The sequence below is a fragment of the Bradyrhizobium sp. CCBAU 25338 genome, from assembly GCF_028128965.1.
Classification (GTDB): Bacteria; Pseudomonadota; Alphaproteobacteria; order Rhizobiales; family Xanthobacteraceae; genus Bradyrhizobium; species Bradyrhizobium liaoningense.
In genome coordinates this window covers 454,238-471,420 of sequence record NZ_LFKY01000040.1, presented here as the reverse complement: position 1 = coordinate 471,420, position 17,183 = coordinate 454,238, and the positions used below count along the sequence as shown (strand labels likewise).

14 protein-coding genes are annotated in these 17,183 nt (G+C 65.3%); 4 read left to right on the top strand and 10 right to left on the bottom strand.

Going from position 1 to position 17,183, the window contains the following annotated elements; genetic code table 11:
• Positions 1–62: 62 nt before the first annotated feature.
• From ACM42_RS26700 to ACM42_RS26680, 5 genes are all read right to left on the bottom strand, one after another.
• On the bottom strand, positions 63–305 hold the full coding sequence (locus tag ACM42_RS26700; RefSeq protein ID WP_271530663.1) for a hypothetical protein: 243 nt from the start codon (positions 303–305) through the stop codon (positions 63–65).
• Between the two features lie 228 nt (positions 306–533).
• Entirely contained in the window at positions 534–1,658 is a 1,125-nt protein-coding gene (locus ACM42_RS26695) for an acyl-CoA desaturase (RefSeq protein ID WP_271530739.1), read from the bottom strand.
• Between the two features lie 187 nt (positions 1,659–1,845).
• Positions 1,846–2,055 (bottom strand): cold-shock protein, encoded by a 210-nt coding sequence (locus tag ACM42_RS26690; RefSeq protein WP_271530662.1) that lies wholly within the window; start codon positions 2,053–2,055, stop codon positions 1,846–1,848.
• Between the two features lie 248 nt (positions 2,056–2,303).
• Positions 2,304–5,822: a transcription-repair coupling factor gene (gene mfd / locus ACM42_RS26685; protein ID WP_271530661.1), complete on the bottom strand. Its 3,519-nt coding sequence runs from the start codon at positions 5,820–5,822 to the stop codon at positions 2,304–2,306.
• Entirely contained in the window at positions 5,819–6,109 is a 291-nt protein-coding gene (locus tag ACM42_RS26680) for an FAD assembly factor SdhE (protein ID WP_271530660.1), read from the bottom strand. The genes mfd and ACM42_RS26680 overlap by 4 nt, the downstream gene beginning before the upstream one ends.
• 216 nt (positions 6,110–6,325) lie before the next feature.
• On the opposite strand from ACM42_RS26680, the gene recG reads away from it, so the two are divergent.
• The gene (gene recG / locus ACM42_RS26675) at positions 6,326–8,434 is read left to right on the top strand and encodes an ATP-dependent DNA helicase RecG (RefSeq protein WP_271530659.1); all 2,109 of its coding nucleotides are present in this window, start codon (positions 6,326–6,328) and stop codon (positions 8,432–8,434) included.
• Here the strand turns inward: recG and panE are convergent.
• The 4 genes from panE to glmS form a co-directional block, all read right to left on the bottom strand.
• Positions 8,431–9,360 (bottom strand): 2-dehydropantoate 2-reductase, encoded by a 930-nt coding sequence (gene panE, locus ACM42_RS26670; RefSeq protein ID WP_271530658.1) that lies wholly within the window; start codon positions 9,358–9,360, stop codon positions 8,431–8,433. The genes recG and panE overlap by 4 nt on opposite strands.
• A 77-nt stretch (positions 9,361–9,437) precedes the next feature.
• The gene (locus ACM42_RS26665) at positions 9,438–10,295 is read right to left on the bottom strand and encodes an NAD(P)-dependent oxidoreductase (RefSeq protein WP_271530657.1); all 858 of its coding nucleotides are present in this window, start codon (positions 10,293–10,295) and stop codon (positions 9,438–9,440) included.
• Between the two features lie 101 nt (positions 10,296–10,396).
• Positions 10,397–11,167, bottom strand: a complete 771-nt coding sequence (locus ACM42_RS26660) for a DUF502 domain-containing protein (protein WP_028178752.1) — start codon at positions 11,165–11,167, stop codon at positions 10,397–10,399.
• An 89-nt stretch (positions 11,168–11,256) separates the two neighbouring features.
• Positions 11,257–13,083, bottom strand: coding sequence for a glutamine--fructose-6-phosphate transaminase (isomerizing) (gene glmS, locus ACM42_RS26655; RefSeq protein WP_271530656.1), 1,827 nt, complete (start codon positions 13,081–13,083; stop codon positions 11,257–11,259).
• 218 nt (positions 13,084–13,301) lie between these two features.
• On the opposite strand from glmS, the gene ACM42_RS26650 reads away from it, so the two are divergent.
• Complete coding sequence (locus ACM42_RS26650; RefSeq protein ID WP_271530655.1) at positions 13,302–13,520, top strand: hypothetical protein; 219 nt, start codon at positions 13,302–13,304, stop codon at positions 13,518–13,520.
• Positions 13,521–13,526: 6 nt separating this feature from the next.
• On the opposite strand, the gene glmU is transcribed toward ACM42_RS26650, so the two are convergent.
• A complete protein-coding gene (glmU, locus tag ACM42_RS26645) occupies positions 13,527–14,882 on the bottom strand; it encodes a bifunctional UDP-N-acetylglucosamine diphosphorylase/glucosamine-1-phosphate N-acetyltransferase GlmU (RefSeq protein ID WP_271530654.1) in 1,356 nt (451 codons plus the stop codon).
• 175 nt (positions 14,883–15,057) lie between these two features.
• Between glmU and ACM42_RS26640 the strand changes: the two genes are divergently transcribed.
• Positions 15,058–16,440, top strand: coding sequence for a hypothetical protein (locus ACM42_RS26640; RefSeq protein ID WP_271530653.1), 1,383 nt, complete (start codon positions 15,058–15,060; stop codon positions 16,438–16,440).
• Positions 16,441–16,537: 97 nt separating this feature from the next.
• Complete coding sequence (locus tag ACM42_RS26635) at positions 16,538–17,077, top strand: hypothetical protein (RefSeq protein ID WP_271530652.1); 540 nt, start codon at positions 16,538–16,540, stop codon at positions 17,075–17,077.
• Positions 17,078–17,183 lie beyond the last annotated feature (106 nt).

Genomic DNA, 17,183 nt, shown 5'->3' with positions numbered 1-17,183 from the left:
CCGGATCATGCTTTAGCCGTTTTAAGCATCTCTTGAGCTAACGGGTTCGTTGACGTCCGCCGCTACGTCGACGGCATCACGAGCCTGATCTCGCCGTTCTCGACCTTCCCCAGCGCGAGAGCGTCGCGGGCCATCTTCTCGACGGCCGGCCAGTTCGCGAGAAGATATCGCTGCGCCTGCACCTTGGTCGGCAAGTTCGTCTGCAGGATGCAGTTCTGCCGCATATTCCCATTCGCGATTTGGAAGGCAACGGCTTGCGCGCCCTCGCTCAGCTCTTGTTCGGTGGGATCGGGAAACTTGCGCATACAGCTCTGCTCCGGTCAGCGAACGGCCGGGAGGACTTTGAACGCCTGATTGGAAACAGACGGGTCTTCGGCGATCGTCTGCGCCTTCGCCGGGGTTCGGTTAGGGACGGGTCGCGTGTTGCGGACCGCTTCGGTCAGCATCTCCCGGAGTTCGGCCTTGGACCTGGGTGCTTGTCGCGGACTGGATTTCTGCCAATGTGTCATACCCCTATATGGGTATCGCCTGCGCTAAACGCCACCCTCCGCTTTCGACGGGGTCGACAGAGCGGGAGCCGCCAGGAGCAAACCGACGGAATCGTTCAAGAGCTCGTAGGCACGGTCGACGATGTCGTCCAACGATATGGTCTTGACGAACATGCGCTGCGCTTCAGCCAGCAGCTGGTCGCGCGTCGGCATGCTGGACAGACGCTCGCCGGCACGCTGCTGCAACAGAGCGAGAGCATCACGGACCGACAATTCGGTCTCATGGATCGACGTCCGGATCGCGAGCGCGATGCGCTCGGAATCGAAACGGGCGGCGAGCTGTTCTGCCGCCTGCCTGACCACGCGTGATCCCAACCGTTGCTGATTGCGCAGAACCTGAGCGGGAGGCATCTTCAGGTCCCGGACAATTCCGAACCAGGACAGGACCACCAGGACATAATAGGTCAGATCGATCTCATACCAGTAGAATCCCTGTCGGGCGCTGGCCTGATAGGCGTGATGGTTGTTGTGCCACCCCTCACCCATCGTCAGCAGGGCCAGCAGCCAGTTGTTGCGGGAGTCGTCACCGGTCACATACCGCTTGCGTCCGTGAACATGCGCCAGCGAGTTGATGCAGAACGTGGCGTGATACAGCAGCACGGTGCTCCAGAGGAAGCCGACCACGAGTCCGGACCAGCCGGCAAGGATAAAGCACAGACCCGCCAGCACAACCGCCGGCAGCAGTTCCAGCCTGTGCAGCCACATCAGTTCGGGATACGACGCAAGATCGGCCACTTTGACGAGGTCGGTCGCATCGTGCTGACGGTAGAAGATCCAGCCGACATGGCTGTAGAGGAAGCCCTTGTGCCGGGGCGAATGCACATCCTGCGCGGTGTCCGAGTGAAGGTGATGATGGCGATGCTTGGCAGCCCACCACAGCACGCTCTTCTGGGCGCTGCTCTGGGCAAGGAACGCAAGGACGAATTGAAACACCCGGCTTGTCGCGTAAGCCCGATGCGAGAAGTACCGGTGATATCCGGCCGTGATCGCAAACATGCGCAGCCAATACAGCGCGACGCAAAGCACAACCGCCTGCCACGAAACACCCGACCAGATCGCTGCGACACATCCGACGTGGATCAACAAGAACGGCAGAACCTGCGGATACATGACGTCGTCATGTTCCCGGTCCGGATCGATGTTAACGGGCACCCTTGCAACCTCAGTCGTTTCGACGGCGGGTCAATCCGCAACCGGTATGAAAAACCCGCAGCCGGTAAACCGGCCGCGGGTCCAGAGAACCGAAGCTCTGCCAGTACATCCGTGGTCAAAGCTTCATCATGACGATTGCGGCAACCTATTCGGCGCGCAGATTCTCGGCCGCAGACTTGCCGGTTCGGCGGTCTGCAACGATTTCAAAAGAAACCTTCTGCCCCTCGTTGAGGGTATTCAAGCCCGCGCGTTCGACCGCGCTGATATGAACGAAAACGTCCTGGCTTCCCTGGTCCGGCTGAATGAAGCCGAAACCCTTTTGGCTGTTAAACCACTTCACAATTCCCGTCGTCATTGGGGTCGTCCTTTAAGATAGATATGTTCAGGACCGCGCTGAGAGGCGCAGTCGGCATCGTCGAGATCTGGAGGGAGGGTCGTCAGTCAGGCGCGCTTGTGAGCGGCGAGGCCAAGTCGTTCGGCCGAAACTCGATAAAGAGGATATGGCCTTGCGCGGCCTGATCCGCAAGTGACGTTATGTCGCTGTCTTACGACAGGAACACCGAAAGGAGACCCCGGAACCGCGCAGGCTCCGAGGTTGCTTGCCTACGCCGCCTTCTTGCTCTCGGCGAGTTGCGCCAGTTGCCGCATGATCTCCGTCGTGCCGGCGAGACGCTCTTCCGGCGTCTCCCAGTCCTGCAGGAACACAACCTTCATGTCGGGCCGCACCTTGGCGGCCTGGCCGTGACTGCGGATGAAGGTCACGAGGCGGTCGGGATAGGCGAAGGAATTGTCGCGGAAGGCGATGACGGCGCCCTTCGGACCGGCATCGATCTTCTCGACATTGGCCCTGCGGCAGAACGCCTTGATGGCAGCGACCTTGAAGAGATACCGCACCTCGTCCGGCAGCACGCCGAAGCGGTCGCGCATCTCGGCACCGAAGTTCTCGATCTCCTCCTCGCTGTCGAGATCGGCAAGGCGCCGGTACAGCGACAGCCGCACCGAGAGGTCGCTGACATAGTCGTCCGGAATCAGCACGGGCATGCCGATGGTGATCTGTGGCGACCAGCGGTCGGCAGCGGGCTCGGAGACGCCGGCCTTGAGGTTGACGATCGCCTCCTCCAGCATCGATTGATAAAGCTCGAAGCCGACCTCCTTGATGTGGCCGGACTGCTCCTCGCCCAGGAGATTGCCGGCGCCGCGGATGTCGAGGTCGTGGGACGCGAGCTGGAAGCCCGCGCCCAGCGTCTCCAGCGATTGCAGCACGGTGAGCCGGCGCTCGGCCTGCACCGTGATCTTCTGCTGCGCCGGCAGCGTGAACAGAGCATAGGCCCGCAGCTTGGAGCGGCCGACGCGGCCGCGGAGCTGGTAGAGCTGGGCCAGGCCGAACATGTCGGCGCGGTGCACGATCAGCGTGTTGGCGTTGGGGATGTCGAGGCCGGACTCGACGATCGTGGTCGACAGCAGGATGTCGAACTTGCCGTCGTAGAACGCGGTCATGATGTCCTCGATCACGGCGGGCGGCATCTGGCCGTGCGCGACCGCGACCTTCATCTCCGGCACGTTCTTGTCGAGGAAGTCCTTGACCTCCGCGAGGTCGTCGATGCGCGGCACGACGTAGAAGGCCTGGCCGCCGCGATAGCGCTCGCGGAGCAGCGCCTCGCGGATCATCAGCGGATCATGCGGGGCGACGAAGGTCCGGACCGCCAGGCGATCGACCGGGGGCGAAGCGATGATCGAGAGTTCGCGCACGCCGGTGAGCGCCAGCTGCAGCGTCCGCGGGATCGGCGTCGCCGACAGCGTCAGCACATGGACCTCGGCGCGCAGCGCCTTCAGCCGCTCCTTGTGGCTGACGCCGAAATGCTGCTCCTCGTCGACGATGAGCAGGCCAAGGTCGCGGAATTTGATCGCCTTGCCGAGCAGCGCATGGGTGCCGACGACGATGTCGACGGAGCCGTCGGCGAGGCCCTTCTTGACCTCGTTGAGCTGTTTCGTGGGGATCAGGCGCGAGGCCTGGGCCACGTTGACCGGGAAACCCTTGAACCGCTCGCTGAAGGTCCGGTGGTGCTGGCGGGCGAGCAGCGTGGTCGGCACCACCACCGCGACCTGCTTGCCGTCGAGCGCGACCGCAAAGGCGGCGCGCAGCGCGACTTCCGTCTTGCCGAAGCCGACGTCGCCGCAGATCAGCCGGTCCATGGGCCGGCCCTTTTCAAGGTCCTTCAGCGTGGACTCGATGGCGCCGAGCTGGTCCTCGGTCTCGTCATAGGGGAAGCGCGCGCAGAACTCGTCATAGAGGCCCTGCTGCACCGGCAGTTTTGGCGCCTCGTGCAGCATGCGCTCGGCGGCGATCTTGATCAGCTCGCCCGCGATCTCGCGGATGCGGTTCTTCAGCTTCGCCTTGCGGGTCTGCCAGCCCGAGCCGCCCAGTCGATCCAGCTCGACGTCGGTCTGGTCGGAGCCGTAGCGCGACAGCAGCTCGATGTTCTCGACCGGGAGAAACAGCTTGGTCTCGGCGGCGTAATGCAGCTCGAGGCAGTCATGCGGCGCGCCGGCGACGTCGAGCGTCTGCAGGCCGATGAAGCGGCCGATGCCGTGATCGACATGCACGACGATGTCGCCGGCATTGAGGCTCGTCACCTCCGAGATGAAATTGTCGAGTTTGCGGCTGGCCTTGCGCGGCCGCACCAGGCGGTCGCCGAGGATATCCTGCTCGCTGATGAGCGCGATCTCGTCGGTCTCGAAGCCGCTTTCGAGGCCGAGCACGGCGAGCATGGTCTCGTTGCGCGGCGTCGCCTGCACCGTGCGCCAGCTGTTGACGCTGGTGGTGTGGGTCAGCTTGTGATCGCGCAGCATCGAAGTCATGCGGTCGCGCGAACCTTCAGACCACAGCGCGATCACGACCTTCTTGCGCTGGGCTTGCAAGGCCATCACGTGCGCGACGACGGATTCGAACACGTTGACGGCGGTGTCGTTGCGTTCCGGGGCGAAGTCGCGGCCCTTGCGCGCGCCGGCATCAATGACGCTCGTGCCGTCGGTCGGCACGGAGAACGGCGTCAGCCGCGCCAGCGGGATCTCGCCGAGGCGCTTGCCCCACTCCTCCTCGGTCAGATAGAGCCGATCGGGCGGCAGCGGCTTGTAGATGGCGCCGCCGCCGGGATGCTCCATCGCCTCCCGACGGGCCTCGTAATAGTCGAGGATCTGCTTGAAGCGTTCGCGCACGGCGTCCTCGGCCTGCGGCTCGATCGCGACGGCCGCGCCCTGCAGATAATCGAACAGCGTGTCCATCCGGTCCTGGAACAGCGGCAGCCAGTGCTCCATGCCGGGATGGCGCCGGCCTTCGCTGACGGCCTCGTACAGCGCATCGTCGCGCTCGGGCGCACCGAACTCGGCGACATAGCCCATGCGGAAGCGGCGAATGGTGTCGGTGACGAGCTGGAATTCCGAGACCGGCACGAGATCGAGCGAGCGCATGTCGAGCAGCGTGCGCTGGGTCTCAGCGTCGAAGCTGCGGATCGATTCCAGGCTGTCGCCGAAAAAGTCGAACCGCACCGGCTGATCGAGGCCGGCCGGAAACAGATCGAGGATGCCGCCGCGCACGGCGTATTCGCCGGGCTCGCGCACGGTCGAGGAACGGTTGTAGCCGTTGTGCTCGAGCCAGGCGACCACGGTGTCCATCGGCACCACATTGCCGGGTGCGACCGACAGCGCCTGCGCCGCAACGAGCTCGCGCGCGGGCACGCGCTGCACGACGGCGTTCACGGTCGTCAGCACGATCAGCGGCTTGTCACTGCCGGTGAGAGGAGCCAACCGGGCCAGCGTAGTCAGGCGCTGCGCGAGGATGCCGCCATGCGGCGAGACGCGGTCATAGGGCTGGCAGTCCCAGGCCGGAAAGGTCAGCACCGGAAGATCGGGCGCGAAGAAGCGCAGTGCCCGCTCGAGCTGCTGCATGCGCCCGCCATCGCGGCAGACCACGGCGAGGCTGACGGCCGGCTTCTTCGGCCGCGCCGCGATGGCGCGGGCGAGATCGGAGACGACGAGGCCTTCGGCGCCTTCCGCGACATTGGCAAGCGTCAGCGCGCGGCCGGGCGTGAGCAGCTCGGCCGGCGACTTCATCCCCTGCTTCATAGATTGCCGTCCGTGATCGGAAACGCCTTGATGCGGGCGAACAGCGCCCCGGTGACGTCGGCCGGCAGCACCTTGTCGCCGGTGATGGCGGCATAGAGATCGGGATCGTTGACCTCGAGCAGGCGCTCGAGCTCGCCGAGCTCGGCGTCGGACAGATTGCCGATCTCGGCATCCGCGAAGCGGCCGAGGATCAGGTCCATCTCGCGCGTGCCGCGGTGCCAGCAGCGGAACAGAAGCCGCTTGCGGCGGTCGTCCAGCCCGCTGCTCGATCGTGTCGTTCCCGTCATGTCTCAAATCCAGTCAAACGCAGAAAGCCCGGACGTGCCGGGCCGGGGTGATATAGCCATTCGAGCCGGCCGTGTCAGCCTTTTGTTGCGACAGGTCGCCCATCCCGTCCGTCATGGCCGGGCTCGTCCCGGCCATCCACGTGGGGCTGCAAAAAAGACGTGGATGCCCGGCATAAAGCCGGGCATGACGGCCAGGAACAATCCTAGATTCCACGAATGCGCCCCAGCCTGCTCAATCCGCTGTTTGCTCCCGTGACCAGCCTGCCCGGCGTCGGTCCGAAGCAGGACAAGCTGTTGCAGTACCTGCTCAGCCGCAGCGAGACGCCGCGGCTGGTCGACCTGCTGCTGCATCTGCCGAGCCAGGTCATCGACCGCCGGGCCCGGCCGAAGATCCGCGACGCGGCCGTCGGAACCATGGTGACGCTGGAAGTCACCGTCGATCGCCACCGTCCGCCCCCGCCGCGCAACGCGCGCGCGCCATATCTCGTCTACGCCAGCGACGACACCGGCGATGTCGTGCTCACGTTCTTCCGCGCCAAGCCCGGCTATGTCGAAAAACTGCTGCCGGTCGGCGAGAAGCGTTACGTCTCCGGCACGCTCCAGATGTATGACGGAATCCCGCAGATCGTGCATCCGGACCGCGTGCTGGACGAGGAGGCGATCTCGAAGCTCTCCGGCATCGATCCGGTCTATCCTCTGACCGAAGGCCTCGCGCTCGGCTCGCTCCGCCGCGCGATCGCGCAGGCGCTGCAGAAGCTACCTGCCTTGCCGGAGTGGATCAGCCCCGAGGTGCTGCGACGCTGCCACTTCCCGCCGATCGCGGAAGCGCTCAATCGGGTGCACCAGCCGGTCGAGCTGACCGACATATTGCCGGACCAGCCGTTCTGGTCGCGCCTCGCCTTCGACGAGCTGCTGGCCGGCCAGCTCGCGCTCGCGCTGATCCGTGCGCAGCTGCGTCGCCCGGCCGGCGTGCGCAATGCCGGCGATGGACACCTGCGCAACAAGATCATCGACGCCCTGCCCTATGCGCTGACGCCGTCCCAGCGCAGCGCCGCGGCCGCCATCGCCGACGACCTGAAGCAGCCGGTGCGCATGCTGCGCCTGCTTCAGGGCGACGTTGGCTCGGGCAAGACGGTCGTGGCGCTGCTCGCGGCCTCCGCGGTGGCCGAAGTCGGCAAGCAGGCTGCGCTGATGGCACCGACGGAAATTCTGGCGCGTCAGCACATCAAGACCATCACCCCGCTCGCCGAGCGCGCCGGCATGCGCGTCGCCATCCTCACCGGCCGGGAAAAGGGCAAGGAGCGGCGCGAGATCATCGCCCGGCTCGCCGCAGGCGAGATCGACCTGCTCGTCGGCACCCATGCACTGATCCAGGACGATGTGACCTTCCATGATCTCGCGCTCGCGGTCGTCGACGAGCAGCACCGCTTTGGCGTGCGCGAACGGCTTGCGCTGACGTCCAAGGGCGAAGCCGTCGACGTGCTGGTGCTGAGCGCGACGCCGATCCCGCGCACGCTGGTGCTGACCTATTTCGGCGACATGGACATCTCCGAGCTGCGCGAAAAGCCCGCCGGCCGCCAGCCGATCGACACCCGCGCCGTCGCCATGAGCCGGCTCGGTGAGGTGATGGACGGTGTCGGCCGCGCGCTCGAAACCGGCAAGCTGGTCTACTGGATCTGCCCGCTGGTCGAGGAATCCGAGGCCGAAGGCACCGAGCACCTGACCAATGCGACCAAGCGTTTCGAGAGCCTGCAGAAACGTTTCGGCGAGCGTGTCGGCCTCGTCCACGGCCAGATGAAGGGCACCGAGAAGGATCGCGTCATGGGCCAGTTCGCCGCCCACGAGATCGGGCTCCTTGTCGCGACCACCGTGGTCGAGGTCGGCGTCGACGTGCCCGCCGCAACCATCATGGTGATCGAGAACGCCGAGCGTTTTGGTCTTGCCCAGCTGCACCAGCTGCGCGGCCGCATCGGCCGCGGCTCGGAAGCCTCGACCTGCATATTGCTCTATGGCGAGCCGCTCGGCGAGATGTCGAAAGCGCGGCTGAAGGTCATCCGCGAGACCACCGACGGCTTCCGCATTGCCGAGGAAGACCTGAAGCTGCGCGGCGAAGGCGACGTGCTGGGCGTACGCCAGAGCGGCCTGCCCGGTTACCGCATCGCGCGCTCGGAAGTTCACGGCCAGCTCATCACCCAGGCCCGCGACGAGGCGCTGCGCATCCTGAAGGACGACCCGAAGCTGAAGGGCGAGCGCGGCGAGGCGCTGCGGTGCCTGCTGTACCTCTATGAACGGGACGAAGCGATTCCGCTGATCGGGGCGGGTTAGCCTGCCGCTCTCCGACGCCCGACCTCGTAGGCCGCCACATGCGCGCGCGCCAGATCCAGCAGCGGCGTGTCGATGCCGAGCGCACGGGCCCGATTGGCCATATCGCCCAGGATGTGCTCTGCCTCGGTAATCGAGCCGCGCTCGATGTCGCGCAGCATCGAGGCCTTCAACGGCGAATCCAGGGTGGTGAACAGCTTGCGGTCAAACTCGATGAACGGTGCGCGTGGCTCAAAGCCTGAAGCTGTCGCAACGGCGCAGCATTCGGCGAACAGGCGGAAAATGGATTGCTCGCCGTTGGGCACGGCCAGGATGTCTCCGATGCTCGCGCGCATCAGGCAGGTGATGCCGGCGAGCGTCGAGAGCTGCACGAACTTCTCCCACATGTCCTGCATGATGGCTTCGCTGGCGCGCACGTCGATGCCGGGGACCTGGAGCAGTGTCTCAAGCGCGAGCACGCGTTCGCTCAGTGAACCCTCGATTTCGCCGAAAACAATCGTCTGATTGGCCATGAAGTGAACGACCCGGCCCTCCGCATCGAGCCCGGCACTGACATTCGCGAGTCCGCCGAGGACGCGAGCGGCGCCGAACCTGGCGGTGAGAGCGTCGATATGTTTCAACCCGTTCAGGATCGGCAAAATCATCGTGTGGGAACCGACGGCGGGCGCAAACTGGCTCATCGCGTCATCGAGCGAGTAGGCTTTCACGCCGACGAGCACGACGTCGAAGGCCTCCCTGAGATCGCCGGCCAGAACGATCTTCGGCTGCACCACGAAATCGCCGTGCGGGCTCACGACCTGCAGTCCGTTCCGCCGCAATTGCTCGGCCCGCTTCTCGCGCACCAGGAAGGTCACGTCGCGGCCTGCTCGGACGAGGCAAGCGCCGTAATAGCCTCCGAGCGCCCCTACGCCGATCACCAGCACTCTCATTCGAACTCCCATTGCATGCGTCGACCATTCAGCCATTGCCCTGCCGGAACGGCAAGCCGATTGCGAGAGGGCAACAGCTAGACTTGCTTCTTCGCGCTCTTTTCTGCGAAGGCCTTCATCAGTTCCGCATCCACCGCCTCGCTCTTAGCATCCTCGGCGAGATGCTCGAACCACCGCGCAAAGCCCTCGTAGATCTGGCTGGCGGGATGATCCGGGCCTAGGAAGCCGGAGATCTCCCGCATCTCCGCAACCCAGCGATGGGCCTTCGGAATCATGTCGGGCAGCGCGACTTCGAGCCGCGCCAGGATCGCCGGCTGGCTGAGCGCAAGCTCGTCGCGCAGCGCATCGGCCGCTCCCGCCTTCGTTGCCGCGATCACCATGGCCGAGCCGATGCCGGCGAGGCCCTTGACGATGCCGGCGTACGACATTTTCAGGGCCGACGCCGCGCCGACCGGGCCTTCGACGATCCGCACGTCGAGGCCGAGGTCCTTCAGCACGGCGACCTCCTTGGCGTGCTCGCCGGACATGTAGAAGGCCGGGCTCTTGCCGCCGGGCTGCGGCGGAAATCCGATGATGCCGGCATCGACGAACGGCGCCTGCGCCGAGCCGATGATCTCCTCGATCCTTTGCACCGTATCGACATTGACGGCGTTGCAGTCGACGACGACAGGCTTCTTTGCGCGCCGGACGATCAGCGACGCCAGGCGTTCGGCCAGCGCGACGGCTTCACCCGGCGGCACGATCGAGAGGATGATGTCGGCTTCAGCGATCACCTCGTCATCGGCGCCGACCATGCCGGCGTCTGCCGCGCGTTTCAGCGTCGCCTCGCTGCGTCCCTTCAAGGAGGTCAGCACGCGCGCGCCGTGTTCGTTGAGTCGACGGGCCACGGCGCTGCCCATGGCACCGGGGGCGAGGATCGCAATGGTCTTGGACATCATGCACTCCAAATCATTCCGAGCGAGGCGCTCGGTCAATCGGAGACTAGCAGATGACGAAAACGCCTGCGTGAACGCGGCCATCCCGCGGGGGAATGGCCCTACTCCGCCTTCGCAGGTTCGGGCTGGAGCTTGGAGGCATTGGCGATGCGCGCGGCATTCGCCACACCGGCAAGCGCCGCCGCCTTCTTCGGATCGGGGGCCGAGCCCGGCTGCACCACACCGGCCGACATGATCAGCGTCGCGGCGTCTTCGGTGCTGAGATCGACCTCGATGATCCTGCTCTTCGGCACATAGAAGAAGAAGCCGGTTGTCGGGTTTGGCGAGCACGGCAGGAACACCGAGACGTGCTCCTCCTGCCCCGGGAGGCTGCGCGCAATGTCCTCGTTCGGCGATTGCGAGATCAGCACGATCGACCACATCCCCGGAGAGGGAAACTCGACGAGGCCGACCTTGCGGAAGCTCGAGCCCTTGCCCGAGAACAGCGTCTCGAACACCTGCTTCAGGCCGCGATAGATGGCACGCACGGCCGGGATCCGGCCCAGAAACGTCTCGCCGACGTCGACCAGCGTCCGACCGATCAGATTGGCCGCCAGGAAGCCGACCAGCGTCAGCGTGAAGAATGCGACGACCAGTCCCCAGCCGGGAATGACGTAGGGCAGATAGGTTTCGGGCCGGTAGGCCAGCGGCACGAAGGGCCGGACCACGCCGTCGACCCAGGTGACGAACCACCAGACCAGATACAGCGTGATCGCGATCGGCCCGGTCACGACGAGGCCGGTGAGGAAATAATTGCGGAAGCGGCCCATCAGGCCGGTATGCGGTTCCGGGACGGGATCAAGAGGCGCAGGCGCGTCGTCGCGGGGGGTCATTCGGGTTCCAGGTCGGTCGCTAGCAACAAGCTAGGGTCTTCTAGCAGGTTTTGGAAGACCACGAAGCGACCGACCGATGTCCGTTTTGCCTATTCCACGGTCACCGATTTGGCGAGGTTGCGAGGCTGGTCGACGTCGGTGCCCATGACGACAGCCGTGTGATAGGCAAGCAGCTGCACGGGGACGGCATAGACCATCGGCGTGAAGGCCGCCGCCATGTCGGGCATGACGATGGTGACGAGGGACTCGACGGTCGCCTCCGCGGCGCCCTTGGCGTCCGTCATCAGGATGATGTTGCCGCCGCGCGCGGCGACCTCCTGCATGTTGGAAACGGTCTTTTCGAACACCCGGTCGTGGGGCGCGATGACGACGACCGGCATGGTCTCGTCGATCAGCGCGATCGGCCCGTGCTTGAGCTCGCCCGCGGCATAGCCTTCGGCGTGGATGTAGGAGATCTCCTTCAGCTTCAGCGCGCCTTCGAGCGCCAGCGGGAAGCTGGTGCCGCGACCGAGATAGAGCACGTCGCGCGACTTGGCGATCCGGTGCGCGAGCTTTTCGATCTGGGGCTCGGTGGTGAGCGCGTCTGCCATCAGGCGCGGGACCTCGACGAGGCCATGGACCAGCTTGGTCTCGTCCTCGTCGGACAATTCGCCTCTCGCCTTGCCGGCCGCAATCGCAAGGTTTGCCAGCACCATGAGCTGGCAGGTGAAAGCCTTGGTCGAGGCAACGCCGATCTCCGGTCCCGCCAGAGTTTGCAGCACGGTCTCGCTCTCGCGCGCGATCGTGGAGGTCGGCACGTTGACGACGGCGACCGTGTGTACGCCTTGTGCCTTGGCATAGCGCAGCGCGGCCAGGGTGTCGGCGGTCTCGCCGGACTGGGAGATGAAGATGGCGAGATCGCCCTTGCGCAAGGGCGCCTCGCGGTAGCGGAATTCGGACGCGACGTCGACCTCGACCGGCACGCGCGCAAAGCGCTCGAACCAGTACTTCGCGACGAAACCGGCATAGCTCGCGGTGCCGCACGCCGTGATGTTGATGCGCTGGATGGTCTTGAAGTCGAACGGAAGCTTGACCGGCAGCGCGACGCGCTCGGTCGCCATGTCGACGTAGCGCGCCAGCGTGTGGCCGACCACTTCCGGCTGCTCGTGGATCTCCTTTGCCATGAAGTGGCGGTAATTGGCCTTGTCGACCAGCGAGGTCGAGGCGGCGTGCCGGATCTTGTCGCGCTGGACGGTGTAGCCGTCCTTGTCGAAGATCGTCGCGCTCTTGCGGGTCAGCACCACCCAGTCGCCGTCTTCGAGATAGCTGATCGTGTCGGTGAACGGGCCGAGCGCGATGGCGTCGGAGCCGAGATACATCTCGCCGTCGCCGTAGCCGATCGCCAGTGGCGGTCCGTTGCGGGCCCCGATCATGAGGTCGTTGTCGCCGGAGAAGATGAAGCCGAGCGCGAAGGCGCCGCGCAGCCGCGCCAGCGTCAGCTTGACGGCTTCGACCGGCTTGTTGCCGCGTGCGAGCAAATCGTCGACGAGATGCAGCACGATCTCGGTGTCGGTCTCGGTGTGGAACACCGTGCCCTTCTTCTCGAGCTCCTCGCGCAGCTCGCGGAAATTCTCGATGATGCCGTTGTGAACGACGGCGACGCGCTCGGTCGCGTGCGGATGGGCATTGTTGACGGTCGGCTTGCCGTGGGTGGCCCAGCGCGTGTGGCCGATCCCGGTGGTGCCCTTCAGCGGCTCGGCTTCGAGCCGCTTCTCCAGGTTCTTCAGCTTGCCCTCGGCGCGGCGGCGCTCGAGGTGCGCACCTTCGAGCGTGGCGACGCCCGCGGAATCATAGCCGCGATATTCAAGACGTTTGAGCGAATCCACCAATTGCTCTGCAACCGGCTCGCGCCCGAGAATGCCGACAATCCCGCACATGCGGATCACTATCCCCCAAATCGTCGAAAAATCGCCTAAACGACGCGCTCAGTTTTTAGCGAAATTCCCCGCGGACCAGATACTCAATAATTATTGCCGATTGAGACAGCACCGGGCGCCCTGCGCTTCGCCTGCGTCGAATTGGCCGACCTTAAACCGCGCGCCTTAACTTGTTGTCAACAGATTTGACCAACGATCGCCCCAGGAGACACAAGGTCATGAAGGGCTCGTCCGACCGCAAAGGCCTGACATCGATGTCCGTCCGCGCCAGCGAGACCACGGGCACGCACCTTGCGCATTGGCCGCCTCCCCAGCGCGGCAAGGAAAGCAAGCCTGTCTTCGTCAAGCATGCGCAAGGCGAGCCGGTGAAGCGCGCCAAGCCGCGCGGCTGGCGCCTGACCCGCGCCATCTTCTCCGAATTCGCCGACGACGAGTAGCGCCGCTTACTTCTCCGGCTTCTTGCCGCCCGTCTTCATCTCACGATAGCGCGCCGCGCCGCCTTCCCTGATGACCTGCTGGTTGCGCTCCAGCGCCATCGCATCGTCGGGTACATCCTTCGTGATCACCGAGCCGGAGCCGATATAGGCGCCGTTGCCGATTGTCACCGGCGCGACCAGCGAAGAGTTGGTGCCGACGAACGCGCCCTGCCCGATCACCGTCTTGTGCTTCTTGAAGCCGTCGTAGTTGCAGGTGATGGTGCCGGCACCGATGTTGGAGTTGGCACCAATGGTGGCATCGCCGATATAGGAGAGGTGGTTGACCTTGACGCCGGCCTCCAGCGTCGCCGCCTTGGTCTCCACGAAATTGCCGATGCGCGCGCCGTCGCCGAGCGAGGTGCCGGGACGAAGCCGCGCATAGGGCCCGATCGAGACGTTCTTGCCGAGGGTGCTCTGCACGATGTGCGAGAAGGAATGGATCACGGTGCCGTCCGCGATCGACACGCCGGGGCCGATCACCACGAACGGCTCGATGGTCACGTCCTTGCCGAACACGGTGTCTGCGGAGAGATAGACTGTCTCCGGCGCGATCAGTGTCACGCCGGCCTCCATCGCCGCCTTGCGCAAGCGTGCCTGGATCACGCCTTCCGCTTCGGCGAGCTGCGCCTTGGTGTTGATGCCGCGCACCTCGTCCTCGCTGGTCTCGATCACCACGGACTCCCATCCCTTTTCGCGGACGATTTCGACTGCGTCCGTCAGATAATATTCGCCCTTGGAATTCGCATTGCCGATCTGCCCGAGGATATCGAGCGCGCGGCGGCCGTCGATCGCCATCACGCCGGCGTTGCACAGATCGATCTTGCGCTCATCCGCACTGGCGTCGGCCTGTTCGCGGATCGCGACCAGGCGGTCGCCCTCGACGATGAAGCGGCCGTAGCCGGTCGGGTCGGCGGCGCGAAAGCCGAGCGCCGCGATCGCTGCGCCGCTGGCGAGCGGCGCGCGCAGCCGCGCAAAGGTCTCGGCCGAGATCAGCGGCGTGTCGCCGAAGGCGATGAGGAGATCGTCAACACCGCGCGAGATCGCCTCGCGCGCCGCCAGCACCGCGTGCGCGGTGCCAAGGCGTTCGCTCTGCACGAAGGTGAGCGCGTCGGGGCGGATGCGCTTCGCTTCATCCGCGACCGCCTGGTGATCGGGGCCGATCACGACCGCGAGCGAGGTGCCGGCTCCCTTCGGTGCGGCGGCGAGCACATGGGCGAGCAGCGTCTGGGAAGCCACGGGATGCAGCACCTTCGGCAGGCTCGATCGCATGCGCGTGCCTTCACCGGCGGCGAGCACGATCGTGAGGCTGGAACGGGCGGTCATCGAGATCCTGTCAGATATAGCCGAATCAATTGGCGCGACGGGCAGCGAGCTCCCTCAGAAGCTATCGCCTTGCTACCCCCGCAAACGCCCGGAATTCAAGTGCGAGGCGCTTTTCCTGTTAATGTTCCCTGATTGATTCGGGGAAGCCCGGACCGGGGCTGGGCACTTAACGTACATGGCAAAGGATTCCGACCCACTGGCGGATGCCTTCGGCACCAAGGAGACCGGCGGGCTGTTCTCCGGACTTTTGGCGGAGGAAAGCGCGTTCGACCGTCGCATGATGTGGCGGCTTGGCTCGTGGGGCGCAGCGGCCGTGGGCGCGGTCGTCATCGCGGTGATGGCCAACCAGGCCCAGCTCGGCTGGCGGCGCGACCAGGCTGCCGCCGCCGATCTCGCGCGCCAGGCCGACCGGCTCCAGATGCTGACCAAGGAGAGTCAGAACGAGGCCCGCCGCCTCGCCGCCGCCATCGAGACGCTGAACACCGATCGCGACCGGCTCTATTCACGCGTCACCGTGCTGGAGCAAGGGCTCGATTCCGTCACCGGTGCCATTGCTAAGCAGACCGCCACGCCGCAGCAGGGCGCGAAGCCGCAGGACCCAGCGCCCGCAGCTCCCAGCGTCGCGCCGGTCGCATCGACCCCAGCTCCGGCGAACGACAAGCCGCGCACGGAAGCCGCCAAGGATTCTCAGAAGGACACCCCGAAGGAAGCGCTGAAGGAGCCGCCGAGCCCACCGCCGCAGACCGCGGCCGCCGCCTCGCTCGTGCAACAGACGCCGGCAATGAACCCGGCGCTGCCGGCCATTCCGCTGGTGCCGTCGAAGCCGCTCGTGGCGCCGCCGGATTCGTCCGCATCGAAACTGATTCAACCCGAGGCAGCTGAGAAGGCCGCCGAGAAGAAAGCCGAGCCGGCGCCCGCCCCGACCGAGGTCGTTGCGGCAGCACCAAAGCCACCGGAAGCAGCCGAGAACGAATCCCCTGCGATCGCGGTTCAGCAGACGCGTTTTGCGATCGATCTCGGCGGCGCCAACTCGATCGACGGCCTGCGCGCGCTCTGGCGCGGCCTGACCAAGTCCAATCCGGAGATCGCGGCGCTGCGGCCGATCATCATGATCAAGGAAGGCACCACCGGCCTCGGCATGCAGCTCCGCTTGGGGGCCGGCCCCCTGGTCAACGCCGCCGTCGCCGCAAAATTCTGCGCAAGCCTCGCCGAGAACGACCGTCACTGCGAGACCACCGTGTTCGACGGTCAGCGCCTGTCGATGCGTGGCGGCCAGGAAAAGGGACAAGAGAAGAGCCAGGAAAAGGCTCAAGAGAAAACTCAAGACAGGGTTCAAGAGAAGAGCCCGGAGAAAAATCAGGACGCGGTGCCGCAAGCCGAGACTGCGCCGAGCGCAAAGCCCGAGAAGCCGCAGCGCCGCCGCAACTACTCCTCGAAACGATCGAAGCGCGAGGAGCCCGCGCCCGCTCCCGCGGCGCAGCCGGCGCCGGCGCCGGCGAAACCGGAGGCAGCATCGACGTCTGCGGGATCGACGCTGTCGTCTTTCTTCAGACGCTAGAGAGCATGATCCGGAAAAGTGCGCAGCGGTTTTCCCTCGCGACAAACGCGGAACGCGTTTGCGCGGAGATCATGCTCAATCAACACCCTAGCGCGCGATGACGATCCATCCCAATCTCATCGCGCTTAGGACTTCGCTTCCACCTGAACGCGCCGTGAATGACGGCATCTCATCGCGCGCGCAGGCGGACTCAATTTTCAGCCCGTCATCGAAACCAGCTGCCGACTGCCAAGTTATCCCGGTCGTGAACCGGAGCGGCCGACAGGCAGAAGCACTCGTGCCCGCCTCCATGACCAAGGGAGCCACGCGTGAAGACATTCATCATCGCAACGGCCGCTGTTCTCGCGGCGTCCTCGGCGCTTGCGCAGACGACAAAATCCCCGGGCGCTTCGAGCAACGCGCCGGGTCAACAGATGCAGAACACGACGAAGCCTTCGACAGGTTCCGGCGCCTCCGAATACGCGCCGGGTCATCAGACCAATACAACTGCCGGACCGGGCCACTCGGAAAGTGCGCCCGGACAGAAGATGCAGAACACCACGGGTTCGAGCACCACAAGGAAGTGACGGTGCGAGGCCAAAGTCGTCAACTCTGGCAGACGGCGCCGACCTACCCGGCCGGCGCCGTCGCGCTGTGAGAGAAGGCCCGCACCGGACGATTCCGATGATCGCTCGGCCTTGCATGCGACCAACGGACGCTTGGACGTGAGCCGCTCTTTCGCAGCAAGCTTGTAGTCATTTCCG

Bases quoted from the DNA above. Each gene is read 5' to 3' on its own strand.
- recG (WP_271530659.1), top strand. From the start codon at position 6,326: ATGCGCCCCAGCCTGCTCAATCCGCTGTTTGCTCCCGTGACCAGCCTG.
- ACM42_RS26650 (WP_271530655.1), top strand. From the start codon at position 13,302: ATGAAGGGCTCGTCCGACCGCAAAGGCCTGACATCGATGTCCGTCCGC.
- mfd (WP_271530661.1), bottom strand. From the start codon at position 5,822: ATGAAGCAGGGGATGAAGTCGCCGGCCGAGCTGCTCACGCCCGGCCGC.
- ACM42_RS26695 (WP_271530739.1), bottom strand. From the start codon at position 1,658: ATGTATCCGCAGGTTCTGCCGTTCTTGTTGATCCACGTCGGATGTGTC.
- panE (WP_271530658.1), bottom strand. From the start codon at position 9,360: ATGAGAGTGCTGGTGATCGGCGTAGGGGCGCTCGGAGGCTATTACGGC.
- glmU (WP_271530654.1), bottom strand. From the start codon at position 14,882: ATGACCGCCCGTTCCAGCCTCACGATCGTGCTCGCCGCCGGTGAAGGC.
- ACM42_RS26690 (WP_271530662.1), bottom strand. From the start codon at position 2,055: ATGACGACGGGAATTGTGAAGTGGTTTAACAGCCAAAAGGGTTTCGGC.
- ACM42_RS26640 (WP_271530653.1), top strand. From the start codon at position 15,058: ATGGCAAAGGATTCCGACCCACTGGCGGATGCCTTCGGCACCAAGGAG.
- ACM42_RS26700 (WP_271530663.1), bottom strand. From the start codon at position 305: ATGCGCAAGTTTCCCGATCCCACCGAACAAGAGCTGAGCGAGGGCGCG.
- ACM42_RS26660 (WP_028178752.1), bottom strand. From the start codon at position 11,167: ATGACCCCCCGCGACGACGCGCCTGCGCCTCTTGATCCCGTCCCGGAA.
- glmS (WP_271530656.1), bottom strand. From the start codon at position 13,083: ATGTGCGGGATTGTCGGCATTCTCGGGCGCGAGCCGGTTGCAGAGCAA.
- ACM42_RS26635 (WP_271530652.1), top strand. From the start codon at position 16,538: ATGACGATCCATCCCAATCTCATCGCGCTTAGGACTTCGCTTCCACCT.
- ACM42_RS26665 (WP_271530657.1), bottom strand. From the start codon at position 10,295: ATGTCCAAGACCATTGCGATCCTCGCCCCCGGTGCCATGGGCAGCGCC.
- ACM42_RS26680 (WP_271530660.1), bottom strand. From the start codon at position 6,109: ATGACGGGAACGACACGATCGAGCAGCGGGCTGGACGACCGCCGCAAG.